Origin of the sequence: Fluviicola sp., assembly GCF_039596355.1 — a bacterium.
Classification (GTDB): domain Bacteria; phylum Bacteroidota; class Bacteroidia; order Flavobacteriales_D; family Crocinitomicaceae; genus Fluviicola.
In genome coordinates this window covers 67,152-93,230 of sequence record NZ_JBCNJW010000010.1, presented here as the reverse complement: position 1 = coordinate 93,230, position 26,079 = coordinate 67,152, and the positions used below count along the sequence as shown (strand labels likewise).

23 protein-coding genes are annotated in these 26,079 nt (G+C 44.1%); 14 read left to right on the top strand and 9 right to left on the bottom strand.

All coding sequences use genetic code 11. From position 1 onward, the window contains the following. Positions 1–49 precede the first annotated feature (49 nt). Positions 50–1,384, top strand: a complete 1,335-nt coding sequence (gene accC / locus ABDV94_RS16335) for an acetyl-CoA carboxylase biotin carboxylase subunit (RefSeq protein ID WP_343748284.1) — start codon at positions 50–52, stop codon at positions 1,382–1,384. Positions 1,385–1,463: 79 nt separating this feature from the next. On the opposite strand, the gene ABDV94_RS16330 is transcribed toward accC, so the two are convergent. Further along, entirely contained in the window at positions 1,464–1,913 is a 450-nt protein-coding gene (locus ABDV94_RS16330; RefSeq protein WP_343748283.1) for a hypothetical protein, read from the bottom strand. Between the two features lie 138 nt (positions 1,914–2,051). On the opposite strand from ABDV94_RS16330, the gene ABDV94_RS16325 reads away from it, so the two are divergent. Both ABDV94_RS16325 and ABDV94_RS16320 read left to right on the top strand, forming a co-directional pair. Further along, positions 2,052–2,537, top strand: a complete 486-nt coding sequence (locus tag ABDV94_RS16325; protein WP_343748282.1) for an RNA polymerase sigma factor — start codon at positions 2,052–2,054, stop codon at positions 2,535–2,537. After that, positions 2,534–3,604 carry a hypothetical protein gene (locus ABDV94_RS16320; RefSeq protein WP_343748281.1) on the top strand — a complete coding sequence of 357 codons (1,071 nt, stop codon included), beginning with the start codon at positions 2,534–2,536 and terminating at the stop codon, positions 3,602–3,604. Before ABDV94_RS16325 ends, ABDV94_RS16320 begins: the two co-directional genes overlap by 4 nt. Before the next feature lie 26 nt (positions 3,605–3,630). Here the strand turns inward: ABDV94_RS16320 and ABDV94_RS16315 are convergent, their stop codons facing one another. The 5 genes from ABDV94_RS16315 to ABDV94_RS16295 form a co-directional block, all read right to left on the bottom strand. Next, complete coding sequence (locus ABDV94_RS16315; protein WP_343748280.1) at positions 3,631–4,092, bottom strand: SitI3 family protein; 462 nt, start codon at positions 4,090–4,092, stop codon at positions 3,631–3,633. Between the two features lie 117 nt (positions 4,093–4,209). Next, a complete protein-coding gene (locus tag ABDV94_RS16310) occupies positions 4,210–4,512 on the bottom strand; it encodes a hypothetical protein (RefSeq protein WP_343748279.1) in 303 nt (100 codons plus the stop codon). Between the two features lie 131 nt (positions 4,513–4,643). Beyond that, positions 4,644–5,141, bottom strand: coding sequence for a hypothetical protein (locus ABDV94_RS16305; protein ID WP_343748278.1), 498 nt, complete (start codon positions 5,139–5,141; stop codon positions 4,644–4,646). Positions 5,142–5,150: 9 nt separating this feature from the next. After that, positions 5,151–5,528, bottom strand: coding sequence for a hypothetical protein (locus ABDV94_RS16300; protein WP_343748277.1), 378 nt, complete (start codon positions 5,526–5,528; stop codon positions 5,151–5,153). Continuing rightward, a complete protein-coding gene (locus ABDV94_RS16295) occupies positions 5,529–9,701 on the bottom strand; it encodes a DUF4157 domain-containing protein (RefSeq protein WP_343748276.1) in 4,173 nt (1,390 codons plus the stop codon). It lies immediately after the preceding gene. Positions 9,702–10,027: 326 nt separating this feature from the next. On the opposite strand from ABDV94_RS16295, the gene ABDV94_RS16290 reads away from it, so the two are divergent. From ABDV94_RS16290 to ABDV94_RS16270, 5 genes are read left to right on the top strand one after another with little or no spacing between them, the layout of a single operon-like run. Continuing rightward, positions 10,028–11,953 (top strand): stage II sporulation protein M, encoded by a 1,926-nt coding sequence (locus ABDV94_RS16290; RefSeq protein WP_343748275.1) that lies wholly within the window; start codon positions 10,028–10,030, stop codon positions 11,951–11,953. After that, the gene (locus ABDV94_RS16285) at positions 11,946–12,821 is read left to right on the top strand and encodes a hypothetical protein (protein ID WP_343748274.1); all 876 of its coding nucleotides are present in this window, start codon (positions 11,946–11,948) and stop codon (positions 12,819–12,821) included. The genes ABDV94_RS16290 and ABDV94_RS16285 overlap by 8 nt, the downstream gene beginning before the upstream one ends. Next, positions 12,818–14,506 carry a hypothetical protein gene (locus tag ABDV94_RS16280; RefSeq protein WP_343748273.1) on the top strand — a complete coding sequence of 563 codons (1,689 nt, stop codon included), beginning with the start codon at positions 12,818–12,820 and terminating at the stop codon, positions 14,504–14,506. Before ABDV94_RS16285 ends, ABDV94_RS16280 begins: the two co-directional genes overlap by 4 nt. Then, positions 14,503–15,621, top strand: coding sequence for a MoxR family ATPase (locus ABDV94_RS16275; protein WP_343748272.1), 1,119 nt, complete (start codon positions 14,503–14,505; stop codon positions 15,619–15,621). The genes ABDV94_RS16280 and ABDV94_RS16275 overlap by 4 nt, the downstream gene beginning before the upstream one ends. After that, on the top strand, positions 15,621–16,952 hold the full coding sequence (locus ABDV94_RS16270; RefSeq protein ID WP_343748271.1) for a DUF58 domain-containing protein: 1,332 nt from the start codon (positions 15,621–15,623) through the stop codon (positions 16,950–16,952). Before ABDV94_RS16275 ends, ABDV94_RS16270 begins: the two co-directional genes overlap by 1 nt. 388 nt (positions 16,953–17,340) lie before the next feature. Here ABDV94_RS16270 and ABDV94_RS16265 read toward each other — a convergent pair whose 3' ends face one another. Both ABDV94_RS16265 and ABDV94_RS16260 read right to left on the bottom strand, forming a co-directional pair. Then, positions 17,341–18,879, bottom strand: coding sequence for a hypothetical protein (locus ABDV94_RS16265; protein WP_343748270.1), 1,539 nt, complete (start codon positions 18,877–18,879; stop codon positions 17,341–17,343). Then, entirely contained in the window at positions 18,849–19,322 is a 474-nt protein-coding gene (locus ABDV94_RS16260) for a T9SS type A sorting domain-containing protein (RefSeq protein WP_343748269.1), read from the bottom strand. The genes ABDV94_RS16265 and ABDV94_RS16260 overlap by 31 nt, the downstream gene beginning before the upstream one ends. A 554-nt stretch (positions 19,323–19,876) precedes the next feature. Here ABDV94_RS16260 and ABDV94_RS16255 point away from each other — a divergent pair. Together ABDV94_RS16255 and ABDV94_RS16250 are read left to right on the top strand one after the other, a co-directional pair. Continuing rightward, on the top strand, positions 19,877–21,433 hold the full coding sequence (locus ABDV94_RS16255; protein ID WP_343748268.1) for an aldehyde dehydrogenase family protein: 1,557 nt from the start codon (positions 19,877–19,879) through the stop codon (positions 21,431–21,433). Between the two features lie 124 nt (positions 21,434–21,557). Beyond that, positions 21,558–22,394 (top strand): hypothetical protein, encoded by an 837-nt coding sequence (locus ABDV94_RS16250; protein WP_343748267.1) that lies wholly within the window; start codon positions 21,558–21,560, stop codon positions 22,392–22,394. Positions 22,395–22,398: 4 nt separating this feature from the next. On the opposite strand, the gene ABDV94_RS16245 is transcribed toward ABDV94_RS16250, so the two are convergent. Next, positions 22,399–22,605 carry a YwbE family protein gene (locus ABDV94_RS16245; protein WP_343748266.1) on the bottom strand — a complete coding sequence of 69 codons (207 nt, stop codon included), beginning with the start codon at positions 22,603–22,605 and terminating at the stop codon, positions 22,399–22,401. A 137-nt stretch (positions 22,606–22,742) separates the two neighbouring features. On the opposite strand from ABDV94_RS16245, the gene ABDV94_RS16240 reads away from it, so the two are divergent. The 4 genes from ABDV94_RS16240 (at position 22,743) to ABDV94_RS16225 (ending at position 26,074) form a co-directional block, all read left to right on the top strand. Beyond that, a complete protein-coding gene (locus ABDV94_RS16240; RefSeq protein WP_343748265.1) occupies positions 22,743–23,063 on the top strand; it encodes a metalloregulator ArsR/SmtB family transcription factor in 321 nt (106 codons plus the stop codon). Then, positions 23,060–24,022, top strand: a complete 963-nt coding sequence (locus ABDV94_RS16235) for an SRPBCC domain-containing protein (protein ID WP_343748264.1) — start codon at positions 23,060–23,062, stop codon at positions 24,020–24,022. Before ABDV94_RS16240 ends, ABDV94_RS16235 begins: the two co-directional genes overlap by 4 nt. Before the next feature lie 167 nt (positions 24,023–24,189). Continuing rightward, complete coding sequence (locus ABDV94_RS16230; protein ID WP_343748263.1) at positions 24,190–24,972, top strand: fatty acid desaturase; 783 nt, start codon at positions 24,190–24,192, stop codon at positions 24,970–24,972. Between the two features lie 16 nt (positions 24,973–24,988). Next, complete coding sequence (locus ABDV94_RS16225; protein WP_343748262.1) at positions 24,989–26,074, top strand: YARHG domain-containing protein; 1,086 nt, start codon at positions 24,989–24,991, stop codon at positions 26,072–26,074. The last annotated feature ends 5 nt before the right edge of the window (positions 26,075–26,079 follow it).

Sequence of the window (26,079 nt, the reverse complement as noted above, 5' to 3'; positions counted from 1 at the left end):
GATTGTTGTTTTCCCGTAAAACAACCGGTTACTCATTAAACACGATTTTATGTTTAAAAAAATATTAATTGCCAACCGTGGCGAGATTGCTTTGCGTGTCATTCGCACATGTAAAGAAATGGGAATCAAAACGGTAGCGGTATACTCTACTGCTGACAAAGAAAGTTTACCAGTGCGTTTCGCTGACGAAGCAGTTTGTATCGGACCGGCAGTAAGCAGCAAGTCTTACCTGTCTATTGCGAACATCATTGCAGCAGCTGAAATCACCAACGCAGATGCGATTCACCCGGGTTACGGGTTCTTGTCTGAGAACGAAAAATTCTCACGCGTTTGCCAGGAGCACGGAATCAAGTTTATCGGAGCCCTTCCGGAGCAAATTGCAGGAATGGGAGATAAAGCAACTGCAAAAGCAACCATGATTGCTGCAGGAGTTCCTTGTATTCCGGGATCCGAAGGGTTGTTGAAAGACCTGGAAGATGCACGTGAAACAGCAAAAAAGGTAGTATACCCGATCATTTTGAAGGCTACTGCCGGAGGTGGTGGAAAAGGAATGCGTATCGTCTGGAAAGAAGAAGACCTGGAAGCAAACTGGGATTCGGCTCGCCAGGAAGCAGGTGCAGCATTCGGGAACGATGGAATTTACATGGAGAAATACATCGAGGAACCACGCCATATCGAAATCCAGATTGCAGGAGATCAATACGGAAACGCATGTCACTTATCTGAGCGCGATTGTTCCATTCAGCGCCGTCACCAGAAATTGGTAGAAGAAACTCCTTCTCCGTTCATGACGGACGAACTGCGTGAGAAAATGGGTCAGGCTGCTATCAAGGCTGCGAAAGCTGTAAACTACGAAGGTGTTGGAACCGTAGAGTTTTTGGTTGACAAAAACCGCGATTTCTACTTCATGGAAATGAACACCCGTATCCAGGTAGAGCACACCATTACAGAAGAAGTAATCAATTACGATTTGATCAAAGAACAGATCAAAATCGCTGCAGGTGAGAAAATCTCCGGAAAGAACTATTATCCGCAAATGCACGCGATCCAATGCCGTATCAACGCAGAAGATCCGTATGCTGATTTCCGTCCGTCTCCGGGAAAAATCACCAGCTACCATTCACCGGGAGGTCACGGTGTTCGAATCGATACGCACGCATACGCAGGTTACACGATTCCACCGAACTACGACTCGATGATCGGAAAGCTGATTGTAGTTGCTCAAACACGCGAAGAAGCAATTTTGAAAATGAAACGTGCTTTGGACGAATACATCATCGAAGGAATCAAAACAACGATTCCATTCCACCAAAAGCTGATGGAAGATCCTCAATTCAACGAAGGAAACTTCACGACGAAGTTCATGGAAACCTTCCATTTTTAAGGATTCGAAAATACATTAACGGAAAGGGACGTGATATATCACGTCCCTTTCTTTTTTATGGCTGCCAATCAAATTTTCATCATTCACCCAATCCCAGCAAAGCAGAAATCTGCGTCCAGGCTTTATCCCGGTTCTGATTGTAGCGGTTCTGGGCATCTTCGCTTCCCGAGACTGCAAAATCACTCAAACCCTGTGCTTCTCCTTTTAGCGACTGCAAACAGGCAATCAATTCCTTGATGTACTGCACATCGTCTTCGCTGAGTCCGTTGCTTTTTGCAACCTGGCATTTGGAAAGCATATCAATCACCGACTGGAGCATGCTTGCCTGCTCACCCATCAGTTCTTTTACGCGGTTGGCATTGTAGACCTCATTCACATATGCATCCGCAATGGCTCCGATCGTAATATAGGTGTTGTAAACCGTGATGGAAGAAACTCCTCCGAATGCTTCCCGCACTTCCACATCACACTGGGCTCTCGAGACAGAAAAACTACAAATAGTCACTAACAAAACAGCAATTGCTTTCATCCAAATAATGTTTAAATCTTTACTAATTTACATTTATAACACGTTAAAAAACAACGGTTTTAAAAAAAATAAAAAAAATCTTCAAAAGAGCTGTAACTTTATCGGAACCAAACGGTCTTAGGATTGTTAAACGACTACATGACTAGAAAAGAATATAACGAGGCGGTTGAATTGTATGCTGATAATTTATTTCGGTTTGTAGTCAAGCATACCCAAAACAGGATGCTGTCTGAAGACGTTGTCCAGGACACATTCTCCAAGGTATGGGAAAAACACGAGAGCATTGAGGCTTCGAAAGTCAAGTCTTATTTGTTCACAACGGCTTATCACCAGATGGTTGATACGCTGAAAAAAGAAAAGAGATCGGGTAGTTACGACGGTCAGGATGTGAAGCAGGATGATCCTTTGAGTCATTTGTTCGATGTTCAGAAAACGCTCCAGGAAGCGGTCAATAAGTTGCCGGAAATTCAAAAAACGGTGATTTTGCTCCGCGACTATGAAGGGTACAATTACCATGAGATTGCGGAAATTACTTCGCTGAACGAATCACAGGTAAAAGTGTATATCTTCAGAGCGCGTCAGACCTTGAAAAACTACCTTAAATCAACAGAATTAGTAGCATGAAAAAACTCATTCATATCGACAATTACGAATCCTATTACCTGGATTACCTGGAGGGAACTCTTTCCGACTCTGAGCGTGTTGCGTTTGAGGAGTTTTTGACTGCCCACCCGGAATTGCAACTGGAGGATGAGGAACTCGTTTTCCTCGATGATGCTCCGGAATTGCTTTCCCCGCTTGAGAAAGAATTACTCAAAAAGGAAGAAGACCGCATCGTTTCTGCAGAGAGCCTGGATTACTTTGCCATCGGGCGTGTAGAAAAGGTGCTTTCCCAAACGGAAAATGCGCAGTTGGATGCCTATATCTCACAACATCCGGAAGCTGGAAAAACAGTTGAAGCCTACCAGGAAACCCGTCTTGCACCGCATGTGGTAGTATACGAGAACAAGGAAGAGCTGAAACATAAAGAAATTGCGTTTGTTTCCTGGAGATTGCTCGCAGCTGTAACCAGCGCCGCAGCGATACTTGTTTTGTTCTTCCAGCTCACAGGCAGCGGAAGCAAAGAAGAACAGCCGAATGCCGTTGCAAACAACCGTCCGCAGAAACCGGTGAAAGAACAGCCTCTGAAGGAAAAAACATCCGAAGGAAGTGAAGAACAAGCACCAGCTCCGGTTATTGAAAACACTCCGTTTGTAGAAGATCAAAACCGTACGGTAGCGGCTAAGGATGTTCGGACTCAAACCCCGGACAAAAAAGAAATCCGCGATCAGAAGGAAAAATTTATTTCGCCGGATCAGGAAGCGCCAAACAACCAGAATCAGCTGGTTGACAATAACACTCCGCAGCCGCACCATCCAACGATCCTGCCTCAGGTAAAAGACAACAAACAACCGGTTTCTCCAACCCTGAACAACGAGTTGGATAAAGCTCCGAATAAAGATTTGGCTTCCAATACCGGAAGTACATCCAATATGAAGAACCCGATTCCGGTTATTACGCATACCATCTCCGAAAAAACAAACACCCCGGTAGATTTCAAAACAGGAAAAGCCACTGAAACTGAAAAAGGTGGCTTCTTCCTGAAAATCGGAAAGTTTGAGGTTTCACATAAAGCGTCGAAGAAGCGATAAGGGGTTGTGATGAGAATCGATGGTTTTCAATGGATTTGATTCTCTAATCGTGTAAGAAGATCGGTTGATTTCCAAAAACCGCTTTCCAAATTAGGATTGATCTTGCCGTTTTTCCGATCCAGAATTAAGACATCTCCATTAAAGAGCAGCAGTGCGTCGAATGCGTTTGATTTAAAAAGAGCAATGATCATTTCCAACATATTGGATTTGACTTTCTGATTATCGAAAAACTTATTTACCTCGAAAGAGACACACGTACAATCATTCCATTCATACGCATGACAGGTGTCGTGGATTTGGTATTCAAAATAACTGGTGTTTTCTCTGAAAATGCAGATTTCGAAACCAAGGTCCTCATAGGCATCAAAATAGATTCTCCGATCGGCTACTTTTTTCGAATACGGGATATTCTTTTCTTTCAGAAGCCGCTCTATCGGTTCTAAATCTGTTACTTTTTCGTTTAAAAAGAAGTCATATTTTAAAGACATGTGGTTATAATTTAAGTAGTGGATGATATTTTTCCTATTGGCTGGGTATTACTCCTTACTGACTATAGAAAGCAAAACTGCTGATTGCCTTCCGAATTCTTTTATCATGTTAATTGGTCATTTGTAAACAACCCCAATCTTCGTCAAAACATCTTTATAGAATGCTAAATGAACATGATGTTCCGTTATATAGACATCAACCTCTTGATCCAAATCGGACATTATTTCGTCCTTTTTCCAGGCTACATCGTTTTCTTTTAAAAGATTTTCAATAACATGGAAACTTCTGTTTGCAACTGGTCGAAATTGCTCACTATCGATTTGCGCAGGTACCTGCGCGCCACTTTGCTCAAAAGTGAGCGTCACAACTTCCAAATGATTATTACGAAACCGAAATTCCAAATCACCATAGACAAGCATTGCTGGGTACGATTTATACGCCGGAGTATGAATTTCCGGCTCTCCTAAAAAGTCTAAAACAGATTCAACACTTAACCACTCGTTGATTTACAGGCTTTTTCCTTCTAAAATTATTTTCTCCAATTCTATCATTACATGCTCATATGTAAGTTTTCTTCTAGTTCTTTGAAGGTCAACAATAAGTCATTGCTGTTTACTTTGAAATCATAAATACTTTCTGCAAAATCTTTCTTCCAAACTTTCATATAGAAAGAATCACCTTTCTTACATCCGATCAAAACAAACTCATCGAAAAATTCACTATCAAAAGAAAGGTTAACTCTATAAAAAAGCGCGTTGAAATCAATGACTATTGGATCTTCAAGGTCTTCAAGGGTCTTAGCTCCATAAAACCTATTCCAATTATCTATTATTGGATAATTCTTCTCTTTCCAAAAGAATTCATCCTCAAAGGAATTTTGAAAATTGTGATTGAAAATTTCTATATCTCTCAAAAGATCATTTAAATTTCCCTGCTGTTGATCAATCAGTTTAAAATCATTAATGATTAAACTCATCGACCCAAAACTACCCTGTTCTTCTTTTTGAATTAAGAACAGTATTTCATTTTCGACACCAATTTTTATCATTTTATCGCTTCAAAGTTCTATTCTTTCTTCAACTAAACTACTATAGCTTATTTCTGCTTTCTTCACGTACCAAAAAGAAGAAAAGCGCTCTTCAAAAAACATCTGTTTGCGGCCTTTAAAGCTTTCGAAAAACCCTTTTTTAGCAAGAGTTCTGATAGAAGTTTTTATTTTTTCATTTGAAATCTCGTCCAATATGATTAAGCCTGGTAAAGAAAAGAAACCATCCTTTGTCATTTCATACTCTAATGAATCATGCGTAAAGAAATGTAATTCGTAAAAAAGATTATCCTTTTCAATAATTATATCGTTTCGATATTCCTTTTCTATGTAATGAGCTTCAATAGAGGAATCATTACCGTTTAGATAAAAGATTGTCAATGTTTTCATTTATTCAATTTTTATTTGGTTTAATAAATCTTGGAACTGTTTTTCGCTAATTGTCAAATCCTTTGGTATAATATCACAGTGTAGAGGTTTCTTCGTGCTTGGTGTATGAATAATTTCAAGCCCTTCGGGTAAACTTACAATTTTTTTTGCACCTCCGAAAGATTCAACTTTTGTTGGATCGGCATCTAAAGACAACCCCCTAGCGGGATATTTACCGTTCGGAGTTACTCTAAATTCATCAGGTTTAAGTGTAAAATCAGTTCCACCTCTGTAAACGGGAACTTCTTGACCATTTACGTTAACAGTTACAGATCTTTCATAATTCGTTTCCCCTTCACTATAATTGTTTTCAATCGTCGGATTAAAGTAAATTCTATAATGATTTGGTCCCAAGGCATTTTTCTCATATTTAAACTTCTTCCCTCCTGGCAAGTCAATGGTTGCATTAAGAAATGCAACCACTTCAAATACCGGCGGAGATGGATCTAATGCATCGTTTAGTTCAACAATAGCTTTGGCCTTTATAGCTGCACCTAATTTCTCGTTATAGTCAGGGTCTCCTTTTTTGAAGTCAGGGTCATTTTCTAAATCCTCTTTGAAACGCTTTTTATGCGTATCCGCATACTCATCCACATCCACTTTTCCGGCTTTCTTGGCATTGAACGCATCGTCGTATTTGTTTTTGAGGAAGCGGTGGAAACCTTCAAACAGTTCCTGGAGTTTTTCCCAGAATTTGGAAACGCCTTTTTTGGCTTTACTGAGGATGCTCGTAATAAACTCTTTGAAGAATCGTACCACGCTCTTAGCTGCAGTGGCTGCCTTTTTCAGGAGTTCCAGTCCGATCTTGATTCCTTTCAGGATCGGTTTGAGGATTTTAGTGACGATCTGCATGCTCTTCAAAGCACCTTTCACTGCTACCCAAATACCTTCACTCGCCACAGCCAGTACGATTTCAGGAACCAGGAACCCAATGATTCTTCCGATCGAGAATCCTTGCTCATACGGCGAACCACCCGCAAATTTGGTCAATGCCTGAGCCGCACCGCGTCCCATTTCTTTTCCTTTGGCAACAACGATCGTGCGCATTCCGGTAATCAACCCCGTAATGACTTCCATGAAACTCAGGTCTTGCAGCGATTTACTGATTTCACCGATATTCGACATGACATATTCGAACGCATCGCCGACAAACTCGCCGATTTTCTTGTAGGTTTCCGGATTCGTCAAGACTTCTGTTACCGTCACAAGGGCATCACCGATAGCTGCAAAACTGTCTACCAGGTCTTTCCCCCAATCGATCAGCCCTTCCACGAATCCTTTTGCCAGACCTTCGTAGTGTGCTATTTGGGTCAGGTTGCGCAACGTTCGTTCGGAATTGAGCACCAGCAGTTTCGGATCGCTCTTGCTGAGGAACTCGAAATAACCGATATTGAAGGAAATGTACAAATCGTAGATCATGGAAACACTGATTGCTGCTCCCGCACCTGAAAAAATCGGGGCAAGCGGCGCAATGTATTTGTCCAGCCAGCTCCAGTCCATCTGTAGTTTTTCATACAACGCCAATTGCTGTTTGTAGTATTTCAGCACATTGCGTTCACGCTCTTCCTGCGGAACTTTCGCCCACCAATCCAGGTACGAATTGATCAGGATGGTCGGAGGCGAATTGTCGATAATCCACTGTCCGCCATCTTCTACCCAATTCGTGTTATCGAATTTTTGAGATTCCGGTCGTTTGTGAATGAGGTAATACATTTCTGCTGAACTTGGAATCCACATCCGCAATCCTTTGCGCACAATGGTGTGTTTCCAGGAATTCGGGTCATTCGAATTAAAACCGGCTTCAAAAACAGCTCCTGCCTGATCACCGCGCCATTTTTCATTGTAGCGCGCCAGTTCCAGCACGTAATTGCGGAACTCTCCACCCGATTCCACGATTCCTACCCGGTCTTCGCTGTCCGGAGAATAGTATTTCCGCGCAATTCCCAGCAAAGTATCGTCTTCTTTCACCAGGTGATAATGGACATCAGGAGCAGGCAGTTTGGTTTGCACCAGGTGTTTGGCAACGTATCCTTCGTGACCGGTTTCGGTCATGACCCAATACCAGCCCGGATCCTTTCCGTTAGCACCTTTCACCGTTTCTCTCAAAATGGTCATGCGTGTGCCGAATGCCAGGTGTTCGATGATACTTTTTTTCACTTCGCTGAGGAATACCGGGTTGTCCTTCACGGAAGGATCTTCAGGTGTAAACGGCATGGTGCGGAGATTCACTCCTCCGTTTTGCCATTCTCCCGATCTGGAACTGATTCCCGGCGGATCCTGCGCCAACCCGGTGATGTTCCCAACGTCTCTGAATTTGACATCTTTTTCCCCGAATTTTTGCTCTTTCGAAACCTGGGCGGATTTCAGCGCCGATTTGATAGCCTTCAAGGTTTCGGGTGTCAACAATCCATAACCTGTCACAGGCCCTTTGAACAGCAGATCCTGTGCGCGTTCGACCGCTCTCCGGAGCGTCGCACTTTCTTTCGTTGCCGTTTTAGAATCGGCTGATCGCTTCTCGCCTTTGATTTCCAGGAATTGGAAGACCAGTTGAATATCTGAAGGCCCAACCGGATGCGTATCGTAGTATTTGGCAAAGGAATCGCGCTGTTGGAGCACCGATTTTTTCCCGGTGATCGCATTGACGTGAACCCAAAAACCATTGTAATTCATTCCGTTCAATAATTCATTTCGAACAGCAGATTTATTACCGGCATATTCATACACGTACAAGGTCGGAACCTGTTTCCCGGTAACCTGGTAAATCTGAGGTTCTCCATAGAAAGCACGGAAACTTTGAAGATCCGGAACGGGTTGCCCGATTGACCACCCGAGGTTTAACTGCTTGCGCGCCCACTGCTTTAAATACAAATCCGCCACTTTTGCATGAGCCGGCAGCGCCCGGAATGTCGCAAGCACCAAATCCCATTGGAAGTAGGCTTTTTGCTCATCCGTTAATTCACGGCTATAGCTCACACCGGCGCGCATTGATGCATCTTTCGGATCAACATTTTGACTGACAACAGTTGTTTCTTCTGCTTTCGGCTCACTCACAACCGGTGGCAACTCAGCCGTTAAATCGGCAAACGAATCCGAGATCAGCTGCGTGACACTGGCATCGCGTGTTTCGGTAGTCGGTGGTTGATCTGCAATCAATTCTTCCGCTTCAAGCTCATTGATCAACGGCTGATCCGGTACAACACGAAACACTTCTTCCTCTTCCGAAACAGGAACGACTGCATCCTGTTTCACAGCCGGAACTTGTTCTTTCTTGGTGTGTGCCTTCTTTTTAGCGGCTTTTTTCGGTTTCTCCCGATCAGTAAGCGTAACAACTTCCGGCTCCGGAGTCTTTATAAGGTTTTTTGTTGTTACGAAAGTTCCCTTAGTTGCTTCTTTCACAGAATTCGGTTCTTCTTCTTTTGTACCGGTTTGTTTCACCGTTGCCGCTCCCTGCTGAATGGTATGCGTTAATTCATGCGCCAGGAGGAATTTTCCCGGAGTAGTCGTCGGACTGAATTTAGTGGTGTTGAAATAAATGTCATTCTGATGTGTGAATGCCTGTGCACTGAGCTTACTGCTCATTTCCTGCGCGGATGTTCCGGTGTGGGTTTTCACCTCGCTGAAATCGGCCCCGAAATGACCTTCCATCTCCGACTTCACATCCATCGGAAGCGGAGTTCCCTGTCCTTTCGACGCGGTAAGTTGATCATTGAGTGTTGCCGTATTTTCTGCCGGTGTGATCGTTGATGAAGAAGCTAAGGGATCGGTTGCCGGGTTATCTTCTTCTTTCCGCTGGATTTCCGGACCTTTATAGTTGATTGCACCCATTTTGTCTTCGGTGCTCTCAATGTCCATCTGCCCCATTTGGTCTGCGCTTTCCTTGCGTTGAACAGCAGGCGTGATGCTTTGTGCAATCGGTTTTAATTGTACGGTAGAAGCATTTCCTTTTTCAGGTGCGACAGGTGAAGCATTTTTCACAACACGATCGGCGGCCTGATCCGCTTCCACCTCATGTTTGTCGCCGGGTTGGTTCACGAATTTTTTTGCCTGTACGCCGAGTGGACTACTTCCGCGGCTGCGAAAAGAGTTATTGGAAGCGCCATTGGATTCTCCGGATTGATGAATGGATTCTTTCATGGTTAGATTAAGTGGTTAAATGACTGCGGTGGTCGAAACTAAAAGTGGTCAAACGAATTTCTGATCACCCGATTCTGAAAAGAATCCGGATCAACCCGCTGAACAGGTAAAAATTTGATTCAGCTAAATATAGTGATTTATTTTATTCCGTCCTAATGAAAAACGTTCAAAAGGTTGAAACGTTTAAATTCAATATTGAACTATTGAACTATTGAACTATTGAACTATTGAACTATTGAACTATTGAACTATTACATTCAAAAAAATAAATTTCATCAGCGAATAAGACACGGATTCAATAAAAAAACTATTTTTATACCTTCCAGATGAAAGAAACCTCCTTCATAGAACAAAACAAAGAAAAATGGAAGAAATTCCAGTCTTTGGCATCAAATCAAACCAGTGATCCGGAAGAAATTGCAGACCTGTATTCCGATATTACAGATGATTTGAGTTATGCACAAACATTCTACAGCAAGCGGACGGTTCGCGTTTATCTGAATCAGATCGCACAAGGAATTCATAACCTGGTGCACAAGCAGCGAAAAGATTCTTTCCGGAAATTATTCAGCGTGTGGCGCGTTTCGATTCCGCTGGAAATCTACCGTTCGCGAAAAAACCTGTTGTTTGCCCTTTTTGTGTTCCTCTTCTGGACGCTTGTAGGAGTCATTTCGACTCATTTCAACCCGGATTTTCCACGGATGATTATGGGCGACGGGTATGTGGACATGACCCTGAAAAACATCGAAAAAGGCGATCCCCTCGGAGTTTATCACAGCAGCACACAGGTCAAAATGTTTTTTGACATCACGCTCAATAATATTACGGTTGCATTTTACACCTTTATTTCCGGAATTCTCTTCACAATCGGTACACACATCCTGATTTTCAACAACTCGATCATGCTCGGGGCTTTCCAGTATTTCTTCCATTTGAAGGGATTGCTGGTGGTGTCGTTTTTGGGAATCTGGATTCACGGAGCATTTGAGATCAGTTCGATTGCCATTGCCGGTGGAGCTGGAATTACGCTGGGGAACGGTTTGCTCTTTCCCGGTTCATACACCCGTTTGCAGAGTTTACAGCTTTCTGCCAAGCGCGGATTGAAAATCATGATGTCGCTGATTCCGTTTCTCATTGCAGCGGGATTCCTCGAAAGCTTCGTAACGCATAATTACCAGGAATTGGCCGATTGGTCCAAATGGGCAATCATTGCGATTTCTTTTTCAATTATCATTTTTTACTACGTGGTTTATCCACTCGTTGTGGCACGGAAATACCCGGAACTGGTACATGAAAGCGATCCGCCGATCAAAACGTATATCAACGTATTCGACCTGAATAAAATCCGCACTTTCGGACAAATTTTCTCCGATACCTTCTCATTCTACCGGGTGCATATCAGGAAAATCATGCGCTACAACCTGGTGCTCACCATCCCGATTATCATTGCGCTGGTTATTTTCCAGGATTTGACCCGATACCCGGATCTTACTCACCAGTACGAATACGACTGGTCTTCCCAGTTGAGCATCATCATGGGCTTCGACGTGCAGTCGATCAGTGATTTTGTGGTCTCTTTCGTCTGGACAATCGTTCTGAGCATTTTCACCCTGTCGATTCTGTATCATTTCAAATACCAGGAAGAAAAGGCCAACCTGAAAGCATTTGTAAAATTCATGCTTCAAAAACTACCGGGAACCTGGCTGGCATTGAGCTTCTTGTTTGTGATCCTCTTGTACCTTCCGTGGTACTGGATGTTCCTCGTTTTATTCGCGGCTCCGTTATTCTGGCTTCAGGCACCTTCCGTGGTGTTGGGAGAAGAAGGTTCTTTTGGGAAACGGTTCGGAAACGGGTTCCGGTATGGCGGAAGAAACTACGGGAATGTGTTGCTGGGGATTTCCCTGATGAGCTTGGTATTGTTCATTTTTGCCCAGCCGATTGCGGCGGTATTCAGCTACCAGGAAGTCAACTTCATGCGTCAGCCGCTGATGGAAGATTTCCTCGACAAACTGGCCGATTTCGTTAAAAACGTTTCGCGCTACTACACGACCGATTTCATGGTTCCTGCAAACATTGCACGCCAGATCGTTTACGTAGTCTTTATCTTGTTTACGCTTCCTTTCTTCGTCATTATGATGGGATTCCTGTTCTACACATCACAGGAACAAAGCCAGTCGACCGGATTGAAAAAACAATTCTCCAACTTCGGAAAGCGGAAACGCTACCAGGAAACCGCCCTTGATTTTGAATAAGTGGCTGTTTCATATCATTCTGTGCTTTGCACCGCTTGTTCTGTCTGCTCAAAATGGGGCAAAAGAGGACAAGGAACCCGGTACGCGTGAAAAATGGATTCAACTCCGGGAAGAAAACGGGTACAAACAATCCGAACGATACAAAGGCCCGGAATCCGATTATTACCAAGATCCGTCTTCGATCAACGAATCTTCTTCGTCGACCGGTTACGGAAGTTCGAACGGAACAACAAAACCTTACCAGGGAACACCTTATTCTCCGCAGGATTTAAAAGACGGGAAAAGTAAAAACGACGGTGACGGCGGAACAGGATCGATTGAGGAAGACCCGAATATTGAGCCTTCCGAACCGGTCGACGTTCCGGATTTTGATGCTCCGAAAGGCCCGAATATGGACACTCCGGATATCTCCACGAATTTCTGGAAAATCCTGGGAATCATCCTGCTTATTGCAGCATTGGCCATCCTGATTTATTACCTCATCAAGAACCGCACTCCTCAGATCAAAACCATTCCGTTTGAAGCACTGACAGAAGATTTGAACCCGGCGGAAATTCCAAAAACAGAACTGGAACTGCGCCTGGAAGAAGCAACTGTTCAGGGCAATTACAAAGAATGTGTGCGCATCTATTTCCTGTTTGCTATGAAGGAACTGATCCAGCGCAGATGGATTTTCTGGAAAAAGGAAAAAACCAATATGCATTACATCATCGAGATGCAGGGTCGTCCGGCATGCTGGGATTTTGAGCAGATCGTTTCCATTTATGACCTGGTTTGGTACGGAGATTATACCATCGACGCACAAAGCTACCAGGAGATCGAACCCCAACTGAAAGAAGCTTTCCAACACATTGAAAACGCCCGATGAACAGAAAAGTCATCATATCATTTTTAGCTTTTGCGCTCTTGATCGGACTGCTGGTCTGGATCATGGACGGCAGCGAAACGATGGCTTCCAAACACCGGCCGAAACAATACAGTTCGGACTGGAAAAAGACTTATGACCTGAAGGACCGGAATCCGCGGAATATCTCTTTCTTCATGGACTTACTGGATGTTCACGTCAAAGATTCCATTTACAACTTAAAGCACTGGTCGGATCTGGAGAAGATTCCGAACCACCAGGAAGCGACGTACCTCTTTATCGGGGATGAATTCGGATTGGGCGATAATTCCTACGATTCAATCATGCACTATGCCGACAGCGGAGCTACTGTTTTCATCAGTTTCAATCACCTCACGTCGAATTTGTACCGGAAACATTTTGATGAAAATGCGTTCTACTGGGATTACAGCAAAGTGCTTTTTGCCTGGATCGGGGATACGACGTTGTCTTTTTACCACGTATACGAAAACGACACGATCAACGAAGACTGGTATTCCTTCTCCGAAACGGAAATCCTGGATACCAACTACCGTTCCTACATGTTTGCCATGAAACACCCGATCGCGTTTTATGAGCAACACAACAAGGGAAGGGTTCACTTCCATTCCGTTCCGGATCTCTTTGAAAATTACCAGGTCATTCAACCGAATGGTTACGCCCACACACGCATCATCCTGAATAAAATTCCGAAAGACAAACCGGTCATTTTCCTCACCTGCGGGATCAACAATTCCAGCCAGGCGCAGATTATTTCCGACGAAGATGCAGACTCCGACGGAGCGGAAAAGGAAGACACTTCCCTCATCCAGTTTATCCTGAAGAACCCGGCACTGCGCCTGTCGTTTTTGCTACTGATCCTGCTCTTGCTGCTCTACGTCTTTTTCAGAGCCAAGCGGAAAGAAGAAATCCTTCCGGGGTATACCGAGAAACGAAACATGTCGCTTGCCTTTGTGGAAACACTGAGTTCGATCTACATTTCACGGAACTCACCGATCGGAGTGTTGCAGGTCATGCGGAAAAACTTCTATGCAACGATCAACAAGCATTTCTACATTGACCTGTCGAAGAAAGGAAGTCTGGAACAAAACCTGGAGAAACTCATCGCGAAAGTTCCGTATGATTCGGAAAAGATTGTAGACATTGTACAAAGCCTCGACCCGAGAAAGAATGATGTCAACAACAAACACCTGGGATTGGTTTACAATAAAATCCGGGAGTTCTACCTGGCAACAGGAATCGTTCATCCAACGGAAAAGTTTGTGGCTTCTGACAAAGAAATTTCACTCAACAAATCCCTGATTGCAGGCTCGCTGATCTTATTGAATTCCATCCTGATTTTGATCCGCGGACTTTATCTCTTAACACTTGGAGGAGGTGTCGGGATGGCACTCGTGATGCCGGGAATCATTCTGATTTACTTCGCTTCGCGTTATATTCGTATTCCGGCGGCAACAATCCGTGCACACGAAATCGTGGTGTATGGTCTGCTGATCGGGAAACGTACTTACTCACTGGATCAGACGATCCGCTGCAGAGTTGAAAAAACACATGTCGTCTTCGAATGTGAAGATGGAAATATCTTTAGTATCCGTCGGACTGTGCTCTCCAAAAGAGCCAAATCTGCCTTGAACCAATTTGTAGAATTCATTAAACTTCATAAATCATGAACCAGGAAGGAAATGACGATTTATCGGCTTACATGCCCAACGAAGATCATTCAAACGAATCTTCATCAAACGCCGCTCCGCAGGAGGAACAGGTAAGTCCTTTGTCGCATGAAGAATCGGCATTGCGGACAGAAGAAACCGCTTCTTTTGTACAGCGCGACCAGACCGAACTGCTGTGGGTTGCCGATAAGGTGAACCGCGTTCGCGAAGAAATGCGCAAATATGTCATCGGGCAATCCGAGATGATTGAACTCTTGCTGGCAGGAATTTTCTCCAACGGACACATTCTCCTGGAAGGTGTGCCGGGAGTAGCAAAAACCTTGTCTTCCAAAGCGCTTTCGAAAGTGCTTCACATCGATTTTTCGCGGATTCAGTTTACGCCGGATCTGATGCCTTCCGACGTGATCGGAACTTCGGTATTCAGTATGAAAGACAGTTCCTTCAACTTCAAAAAAGGACCGGTTTTCTCCAATATCGTATTGATTGACGAGATCAACCGTGCTCCGGCAAAAACACAGGCCGCATTGTTCGAGGTCATGGAAGAAAGACAGATTACATACGACGGAACGCGTTACGAAATGTCGTTCCCGTTCCTGGTGATCGCAACGCAGAACCCGGTTGAGCAGGAAGGAACTTACAACCTTCCGGAAGCACAGCTGGACCGTTTCCTTTTCAAGATTAAACTCGACTACCCCACTTTGGATGAGGAAACCCTGATCCTGACGCGTTACAAAGAGCAGATCACAGCTCCGGATCTGGACCTGATCAAAGCGGTTTTCACAGCCGACGAACTTCGCAAGGTACAGACGGTTGTCGAAAAGATCATCATCGAAGATCGTTTGATTCAATACATTGCTCAAATCGTGAACAAAACGCGAAACCACTCCAAATTATACCTGGGAGGTTCACCGCGTGCTTCGTTGTCGATCCTGAAAGCTTCCAAGGCATTTGCGGCTATCCGCGGACGTGATTTTGTGACTCCGGATGACATCCAGTTCGTGACAATCCATGTATTGAACCACCGTTTGATCCTGACTCCGGAAGCGGAAATGGAAGGAACTCATATCGAAGAGGTGATTCGTGAAATTCTTCAAACCATCGAAGTACCACGTTAATGAAACTATTTGCAAGTTTACATCTCACCCGTTTCTTTTTCCTCGTTGCAGGAATCGGAATTGCGTTGATCGGAGGGGCGTTTTTTCTCCCTTTCCTGGGAATTATCGGGAAAACAATCCTGTTTGTATTGCTTTTTGCCGTTATCCTGGATGTATTGCTTGTGAACCTGTATAAAGAACCGATTCGTGTGCAGCGTAAATACATGCAGCGCATGAACCTCGGAGACGAGAATAAAGTGGTTGTTTCGGTTCTGAACCAAACAGCTCAGCCGCTTCAGGTGGGAATTTATGAAGGTTACCCGATCTTCATGCAAAAGCGTTCCCGCGTCTGGAACACGGTGCTGCTTCCGAAGAAAGTACGTGATTTTACCTATTCATTCACTCCGACGGAACGCGGCGAATACGAATTCCGGGACGTGGTGATTTTCGTGCGCTCTACCCTGTTCCTTGCTCAGCGAAGAATTGTGATTCCGTTGGTTGAGAAGATAGAAGTCTATCCTTCCGTGTTGCAGATGAAGCAATACGAGCTGAAGGTGTTTAACCAGCAAACAGTTTCCCAGGGAATCAAAAAGGTGCGCCGGATCGGTAACACCAGCGAGTTTGAACAAATCCGCAACTACGTTCAGGGAGACGATGTACGCACCGTGAACTGGAAAGCAACCAGCCGTAAGAACGAACTGATGGTGAACCAATACCAGGAAGAACGCTCACAACCCGTTTACTGCGTCATTGACAAAAGCCGCCCGATGCAGCTCGCATTCAACAAAATGACGATGCTGGATTATGCCGTCAACTCGACACTTGTGTTTACCAACATTGCCTTGCGAAAAGGCGACCGCGCGGGATTGATTACCTTTTCCGACAAAATGGGATCGATCATTCCTGCCGAACGAAACCAGGGACAGCTGAAACGCATCCTGGAAAGCCTCTTCAACCAGAAAACACTCTTCAAGGAAGCAAATTTCGAATTGCTGTACCAAACAATCCGCAAACAGGTCAAAACACGTTCCCTCTTACTGCTTTACACCAATTTCGAAAGTGAATTCGCCATGCGTCGTGCCCTGCCGATGCTGCAGCGTCTCAACAAACGACACGTACTGGTGGTAATCTTCTTTCAGAACAACGAATTGCAGGAATTGGCTCAACAGCCTGTTCATACCCACAAAGAACTCATTGAAGCCACCGTTGCGGACAAGATGTCGAACGTGAAGTGGAACATTGCCCGCGAATTGCGTCAGAACGGAATCCAAACCATTCTTTCCAAGCCGGAAGACCTATCGATCAATTCGATTAATAAATACCTGGAGCTAAAGGCGAAAGGGGTGATTTAAGCAGGGAGTTTCCAATTTGATCTCGTCAAACATCAAAAATGCTTTTCTCAAAATAACAGAATCCCTTTCAGCAATTAATAATGAAATAAGCACATCTGATGAGATCAAATCATGTAAATCCGGCAAAAAACTCATCAATAGCGGCATTGAAATTCTTCCTTATCTAAGGGGACATTTCGGAGACTCTACCGACACAAAAGTGTATTCCAAAAGAAATAAACGCACATTAACCATCGGGGAAATAGCCATTATTATTGCCGGTGAAATCAAACAATACCGATCGCCAAAGTAGTTGGAATATTACACTGCATGGATCGGGGAAGAGTTGTAACATTCGTCAATGACCTGATGAACTACTTCTCTAAATTCTGGTACAAGACCTTTTTAGCTACTTCCCGGTTTTGCCCGGCGATTCCAATAAAATTAACGTTTTTGTCTCTTTTGAAATTTCTGTTTTCGGGCGGGTAAGTTCGTCTATATTCAGGGAAGCGTCTTTGCCCCACTCCGCAGCGTGCAGGTACCTTCCTTTAAATTCCGGTTCTTTTTCCACTTCGGGAACTACACGATGCGCTTCCGCGTACTTGTCGTGGCGAACTCCTGTAACCTGCCAGCTAACTTTTACATTCGGCTGATCCGTTTTGATGGTAAAACTATTGTTAGTGATTTCCTCCGCAACTATTGCTTGTGCAAAAGTTCCGATAACAGTAAGCTGGTAACGAAAATCCATATTCAATGCTTCAAAATAATCGGGAAGCATGACAGTAGCATTCCCTGAAGTATCTGTTACAATATTTCCGTTATAAATATTCATCATATCAGGGCTTTCTACAAAACTATGATTGAGGTATTTGTTTTCGGGATCAAGCGGGTGATCTATTTTGAAAGTACCGCTACCTTTAGCTATCGACCCTGTAACCTGTACATTCCCCGAAAAATAGCCGGCATAGTTGGTTGCAGCACCGCTTGCAAAGCCATAAATACCATATCGTGTACCTGGTACTGTGGCTCCTCCAACTGTTTGTGAATTCCCATATATACCATACGTATTACCAATACCCGTAGTTGCGGCAAAAGAAGAGTTCTTGTTATATCCGACTACACCGATTCCAGCTACAGAAGCCCCCATTACACCGGCAGTATTCGCAGAACCGTAAACTCCCAAATCCTGGTTCCCGGTACCAAAAATTGCATTTACATCGGGATTACTTACGCCGTTATATCCAATTCCTTGTACACCCGTTCCGTAATTTGCACTATTATAATATCCGGCAACTCCTCCTTTCAAACAAGCTTGCGCAGAAGATGAATACCCAAATATGGTGGCAAAATTATTAGAAGCAGAACCCCTGACATCTAATTTACCTAAGGTCGAATCTATTATGCCTATGCTTACCGAAGTGCCGTCATCTTTTATTTGCGAATCTCCCAGCGTATTCACTGTAATAAATTTAGGAATTGTATTCGCTGTTCCGGAAATACCTGCTGATTCCCCCGATAAATCTGAATAAAATGCATAGGGAACACTCAGCAACTGACTCGTTCCTGTAATGCTGTAATTCGTTCCACCTGCAGGATCCGTTTCCGTTTTCAGGTAATAGTTACCCGTTGACCAGTTGATCGTGGTAAAATCCCCGGAAAGAACGGTACCTGTACCGATTACCAGGCTCACCAGACCATTGGAATTGGTGATCCCTGTCAGCCGTTCGGAATAAACTACCGGGCCAAACGCAGAACTTTGTATAATACTTATTCTTAGTGCTACATTTTGGTTTTGTAATAATGCTCCTGACGAATTACGTATTACCGATTGATAACTCATTTGCTTGGGAGTTTGTGCCTGCGCGGAAACGATACCCAGTAAAATTCCTGCTGTTAACAATAGTTTTTTCATGCTGATTAGTTTTTTATGATTTTGAATGATTTGCATCTTTTGTTCGTTACAAGAATGTCAAGAAAATATACGGATGCAGGTAGTGCACTTAAATTGAATTCCTTATTGTTTTGGTCAAATACTCCTGTGTTTAGTTGGTTGCCCTGCGTATCATACAAAACAAATGACACGTTGTTCGGCAATTCACTATCAACATCAACAAACAGTAGATTATCCACCGGATTAGGGTAAAGTGAAATGTTGTTACCCAAGTCGTCAAAATTTCCTACGGAAAGCGAAAAAATCTCATATGGCTGCTGTACACCCTCTATTACTTCGTTGTTACTGCCATTCACATGAAAGTCAATTTGCCCAACACTATATGAAGCACTGCCTCCGTTACCAAAAGCATCGCTTCCTGAACTTAAAACCGCCTCCTGTGCCTGAAGTTGCAGGATTCCTGTACAACAAAGCGCAAATAAAAAAAGACTCTTCTTCATATTCGTTTTAAATTTAATTGTCTGCTTTTTTGACCAATTCCCATTTTCTGGCGGATTCAATCACTAAGGGTTCAGAATTGTGAATCCGATCGTTACAACATGCGCACTTCCGTTAGTTCATATAGTTGCAGTCGTAATGCTGGTATTTCCTTCAATAATGTTACAGTTTGTTGTTAGAGGAGGTTGTGTTCTTGTATCTTTCTTTTCTTTTAAACAAAATTAGTTTGGAAAAGCAGGTGAGTCAATCAACCATTTGGTTCATTTTAGTGCGTTAAACATGTTCAACGGATTGCATCCATTTGTTTTGGCCTGATCCTGTTGGAAGAGTTGGTAGTTCTTACACGAACTAAAGAATACAAAATGCTGCAAATGCCGGTAATCATCCATGTTTTTGATCTCATCGCTGCATCCTTCAGATTCGGACAATTTGGCTTAATCCATCCAAATCCGAGTAATAGCACTTTCCAAAAGATCAGTACTCTTGTAAACCTTAACATAAGTTACAGATTAACTGATTAAAATTGTGTAATTTTGCACAAACTAATCGAAAAGGAATGTCAGCAACAGCAACAGCTCCTGGAATCCAGGAAACATTAAAAACATTAGGGATTGAAGCTATCAACCGCGGTGCTTCAACCGGAGCATATTGGTTCAATACGCGCGGGCTTCAAATTGATTCGGTTTCGCCGGTAGACGGACAGATCATTGCTTCTGTTTCTTCCGCAACGGAAGCTGAATACGAAGCAGTTGTTTTGAAAGCTCAGGAAGCATTCAAATACTGGAAAATGATCCCGGCACCAAAACGTGGTGAGGTAGTGCGCCAACTGGCTGAAAAAATCCGCGAAAAGAAGCAAGCTTTGGGTGAGTTGGTTTCCTACGAAATGGGAAAATCGCTGCAGGAAGGTTTGGGTGAAGTTCAGGAAATGATCGATATCTGTGATTTTGCAGTAGGTCTTTCCCGTCAATTATACGGTTTAACGATGCACTCTGAGCGTCCGGGACACAGAATGTACGAACAATACCATCCGCTGGGGATCGTAGGAATCATTTCTGCGTTCAACTTCCCGGTGGCTGTTTGGAATTGGAATACGGCTTTGGCTTGGGTTTGTGGGGACGTTTGTATCTGGAAACCATCTGAAAAAACACCTTTGACAGCAATTGCTTGTCAGAAAATTACACAAGAAGTATTTGAAGCAAACGGAGTTCCGGAAGGAGTTTCCTGTTTGTTGATCGGGGATGCTGAGATCGGGAAACTGATGTCAAACGATGCGCGCATTCCATTAATCTCTGCAACAGGTTCTACCCGCATGGGGAAAGCAGTTGGTGAAGCAGTTGGACGCCGTTTAGGGAAATCCCTGTTGGAATTAGGTGGTAACAACGCAATTATCATCACGGAAAGTGCAGATTTGAAAATGGTTGTTCCGGGTGCTGTATTCGGTGCTGTAGGAACTGCCGGACAACGCTGTACTTCCACACGTCGTTTGATCATCCACGATTCAATCTACGATAAAGTCAAAGACGCTTTGGTGAAAGCATACGGTCAGCTGCGTATCGGAAATCCATTGGATCAGAACAACCACGTGGGGCCGCTGATCGATACGGATGCAGTTGCAGCTTACCAGAACGCGTTGGTACAGGTAGTTGAAGAAGGAGGTAAAATCCTGGTAGAAGGAGGCGTTCTTTCCGGTGAAGGATACGAATCCGGATGCTACGTGAAGCCAGCAATCGCTGAGGCACAAAACTCATTCAAAATCGTACAGCACGAAACGTTTGCACCGGTATTGTACCTGATGAAATATACAGGTGGAGTTGAAAACGCAATCGCGCTTCAAAACGGTGTTCCGCAAGGATTGTCTTCCGCAATTATGACCAACAACCTGCGCGAAGCAGAAGCATTCTTGTCTCATGCAGGATCTGACTGTGGAATCGCAAACGTGAATATCGGTACTTCGGGTGCTGAGATCGGTGGTGCATTCGGTGGTGAAAAAGAAACCGGAGGTGGACGTGAGTCAGGTTCTGATGCATGGAAAGTATACATGCGCCGTCAGACAAACACGATCAACTATTCTGATTCTTTGCCATTGGCACAGGGAATCAAATTTGATTTGTAAGAAAATCTTTCAAGAGATAACAACCGGAAGAGGTATGCGAGAAATCGCGTACCTCTTCTCATTTACAGACAATTCAAAATAAAACGATCCTTTGACCGTTTCTTCCTAATCACAAATCTACACCATGAAATATTGTCTTTTCCTGCTCTTGTTTTCGGCAAACTGTCTGGCTCAAAACACTTCCGCCAATCAGCGCTTGTTTAAACACTACCCTATCAACCTGCTCATCCAGGGCGACTGGAACCTGGTCGAAACCCATATTCTCGATTCCAAAGTGAAACAACCGAAGGGAACAGGGCGGTTAAAATTCACAGAAGATTCGCTTTTCCAGGTGAGCACTAAGCAGAAAAGACTCCTGGGAGAAGATCTCGGCGAATACATCTACAACACCAAAACGGATCAAAAATCAGGTGAGTTCCAACTGGAGATTTATCAAAAGAAAGGCAAGAAGTATACACGTTACAATAAATTCCGGATTCACTTCCGCAATTTTGACGAACTCATCATTTCCTCGGATGTGGAACTGGATGACGGAATCGGGACACCTTCGTTTGAAATAACGTATGTTTTCAAGCGCTTCGAAAATACCAACGAGCTTTTATTGGGACAAAACTGGTTCTACTGCATGGATGAAAACGAAGAGTTTTTGAAACTGAAATCAGCAGAAACCTTTACGTTCTACAGTGATTCTCTCCAAACCGGGCTATGCAGTATCGCACAAGGCTGTTTGAATTTCAGTCAAACGCGTGATCACATCAATTGGGCTGTTCAGAAACCCACTAAATCATTCCAATCTTTTTTCGGGAGTAATGCATATGCATTTTATGACACCACCGAAAGACGGCTTTTCCTGTATTACGGATCAAGCATCCTGGTATATGAAGTCGTTGAAGTCAACAATCAAAAACTGGTTTTGAAGCAGGACAACCCACTCACAGAAACACTCAATTCAGACAAATAAGCAGTTATTCATCTACTTCTCCGTCCACAATTTCCACCACTCTTCCGACCAGTTTATCCACGGTCATGATCTTGATCCCGTGCGGATGCGACGGTGCGCTGGTGAGGATGGATTTGATAATCCCTTCCGTCAGTTCTCCGCTTGCCTGGTGTTTTTTCTGTACAAATAAAACCAGCATTCCCGGTTTCAACTCTTTTCTTGTCGGCTTCATGCATCAAAAGTACTGAAAACAGGCACTTTCAGCATACTCAATCTATTTCCATCCGAAAAAAAATTCAAAAAATTGTTTCGCAACCAAAAAGTTGCATATATTTGCAACCAATCGATTGCATTTAAATTCAAGAACGTATGAAACGAGACATTTTTCAGGCAATTGCCGATCCCACGCGGAGAGCGATCCTGGTACTTCTGGCAACTCAGGCAATGACACCGAATGCCCTGGCCGAGCATTTCGACACCAGCCGCCAGGCAGTCTCCAAACACATCCAGCTTTTGAATGAATGTGACGTGCTGATTTCCAGCAAACAGGGAAGAGAAATCTATTACCGTTTAGATGCACACAAAATGAAAGAAGTTGATCAGTGGCTGGAACAGTTCAAACAACTGTGGGAAGACCGTTTCAATCAATTGGACGAAGTATTAACCCGATTAAAAAACGAGAAAAAATGAAAAGCAGCTTATTATTGAATTTCACCGCGGACAAGGTGAACAACCAAATTTTGGTCGAACGCGAATTCGATGCTCCCGTACAGTTGGTGTGGGATGCCTGGACCAAACCCGAAATCCTGGATCTGTGGTGGGCACCACGTCCCTGGAAAACGAAAACGAAATCCATGAATTTCGTACCGGGAGGAACCTGGTTGTACTCCATGCTCGGGCCGGCGCATGAAGAACATTTCTGCCGGGCAGATTACAAAACAATCGACACCCTCAAGGGATATACCGGACTGGATGCGTTCTGTGATCCGGAGGGAAATATCAACGAAGCGTTTCCGAGAACGAACTGGGATGTCCGTTTCAACGCGCAGGAAGAACAAACGATGGTAAACGTGACCCTGAGCTTTGACAAGCTGGAAGACCTGGAAGGCATTATCCAAATGGGATTCAAAGAAGGGTTCCTCGCCGCAATGGAAAACCTGGACGAATTTATCCGTGCACAATTTCAGTTGCGTCTCGACAAAAAGCCGGACAACCAGCCGCGCGTTTCGTCTTACGTCAACTTCCCGGGAAATACGGAAGAAGCCTTTCTCTTCTATCGGGAAGTATTCCAAACCGAATTTGTGAACGGCTTGCAGCGTTTCGGAGATATTCCGGCAAGTACCGAAACACCTCCGGTAGCAGAGAACATCCAAAAAATGATTCTCCATGTCGAACTTCCAATGATCGGAAACCATGTATTGATGGGAACGGATGCTCCAAAAGAAATGGGATTCACGCTCACTTCCGGGAACAACATGCACATCAACCTGGAACCGGATTCCCGCGAAGAAGCAACGCGCATTTTTAACGCGCTGTCGGCTGGTGGAAACATCAGCATGCCGCTTCAGGACATGTTCTGGGGAGCTTACTACGGAAGTTTCACGGATCGTTTCGGTATCAACTGGATGGTCAATTACCAGCCGAAATAAGATCGGGAAAAGCATACAATCAAAATGGGGTGTCTGGTCAATCGGGCACCCTTTTTTATTGATCAAAAAACGGTGATTGAAAGCATCAGCAATCCATTTATTGAGTACATTTATCCTGCGCCAGCCTAAACGACGACGCATCGTTCTTCATCTAAAAGAAATACGTTATGACACATCAAGAAGTCGTTCGACAGGTCGAATGGAAAGACCTGAAAAAACTCAACCTGAAAGAAATGCTCATTGAAAACAACCTGACCATTCCGTGGTTCATTCTTTCGATTTCCTTTGCCTATTTCGGCTATTACCTGATTGCTTTGCCCTTCTCGGCTTTTTTCTTTCTCACCGCACTGAGGCAGGTGCACAACGGTTTTCACAATTCACTCGGCACCAACCGGTTTCTGACCTGGTTTACCTTGTTCTCAAACAGCATCCTGATGATGGTTTCCATCCATGCAGTGAAATTCAACCACATCCGGCATCACAAATACTGCTTGTCTGAAAACGATTATGAGGGAAAAGCAGCACGAATGAGCTGGTATGGTGCAATTCTGTATGGCCCGGTTCACATTTTTCTGATTCACAAAGTAACCTGGCAGCTGGGAAATAAAACATACCGCAAAAACCTGCTCCTGGAACTCGCTGCTATTGCAGCTTTTGTTTCAGTGATCCTCTATTTTCAGCTCGATTTCCTGATTTATCATCTTTGCGTGATGTTTTTCGGCGAATTGCTGATGGCATTTTTTGCCGTTTGGACGGTACACCATGACACCGATGAAAGTCCGGAGTTTGCACGCACACAGCGCGTGGGCTGGAAAAACAAGATCACATTCAGTATGTTCTATCACCTGGAGCATCATTTGTTTCCTGCCGTTCCAACCATCAAACTACCGGAATTGGCCAAACGAATCGATGAAGTTCTTCCGGAGATTGAAAAGAAAAACACCTTTTAACCGTTTCGTTCATTGCATGAAAAAGCACATTCTATTTAGTTACTTCCTGGTTCTTTCCCTGTTGACATTTGCCAATGACGGGGCCTATTTTTCGGGTGGAGGAACCATTTACCCGGTCAAAGAGAGTAACATCTCCATGAACAAGGAAATCCTTTCTTTCCGGGTGGTTGACGGGATGTGTCATGTAACGATCCATTTCGAATTCCTGAATCCGGGAAAAGAAAGCAAGAAACTTCTTGTGGGATTCCAGGCTCCGCAAGCCGTGGGAGATGTAACGGATGACGAGATCAATCATTCGCAGATTTTTGATTTCATGGTTAGTCAGAATCAAACGCTCCTTCCCTACCAGCTCAAAACAGCAGCCTGCGAGGACTGTGAATTGATCGACAAGCAGACCATTCAGTCAACACAAGCCGGGGAATACGTATTCGTGTATCTTTTTGAGGTCGAATTTAAGCCTGGAATTACGGAACTGGATCACAGTTATCGCTTTCGTGCCGGAGATGCCGTGATGACCGACCAGATTTACTCGTACATCCTGAAAACCGGCGCAAAATGGGCCGGAGGAAAAATCAACGACCTGACGGTGAATCTCGACCTGGGAAATACCCCGTATTTTTATGTCAGCGACATTTTCGGGAAAGAAGCTTCCTGGATCGTTCATGGAATCGGAAAGGTAACCCGCGACGTTTACAACAACTACGAAACCGACTGCAAACTGATCCGGATGCTCAGCGGAACCCTGCAAATCCGGGTTCAAAACTGGAACCCGGAGCACAACCTGCAATTCGGCATCATCAATACCAACTGTTTCGGAACCGGTTTTTCCTTCGGTGACCCGAAGCCCGACCGTGTCATGACCGCAGTTTGTTCGCTCAATTTGGATTTACTGGAAACACCTTATACGAAGACCGAGCTGAAACTCATCCGGAACACCTTTTTTGCGCAACTTGGCTATGTCTTTTCCGATGCAGATTTAAACACCTATTTCAGGCAGTTTGACTGGTACATCCCGAATCCGAACCTGAAATCGAAAGACTTAAAGCTCCCGGAAAACGTGGAAGCGTTCATCGAAGAGATTCAATCCCGCGAAAAACGTTAATTCGT